The organism is Vibrio sp. 10N.222.52.B7 (genome assembly GCF_041474275.1).
In the GTDB taxonomy this organism is placed as follows: Bacteria; Pseudomonadota; Gammaproteobacteria; order Enterobacterales; family Vibrionaceae; genus Vibrio; species Vibrio crassostreae_C.
Genome location: NZ_JBFRTU010000582.1, coordinates 1 through 261, shown reverse-complemented (window position 1 = coordinate 261; position 261 = coordinate 1). Strand labels below are relative to the sequence as shown.

1 protein-coding gene is annotated in these 261 nt (G+C 38.7%); it reads right to left on the bottom strand.

Features of this window, described 5'->3' with window-relative positions:
• Positions 1 to 261 (bottom strand): GGDEF domain-containing protein (locus AB4512_RS24300; protein WP_372176056.1); only part of this gene is annotated, 261 nt, incomplete at both ends.

Genomic DNA, 261 nt, shown 5'->3' with positions numbered 1-261 from the left:
CTTCTGAGTGTATGACGACAATGAACTCATCACCACCGACCCTAGCCGATATGATGTTGTACTTTGCATTGTTTTTTATGCATGACGCAAAGCCAGAGATATAGTCATCACCTTTGAAGTGGCCATACGTATCATTAATGTACTTCAAATTATCCAAGTCGAAATACAAACAAACGATCTCACCATCGCTTATATTTGCTTTGTTGAATTCATGGAAGAATCCCCTTCGATTAAGCAGCGTTGTCATGATATCAAAATGAC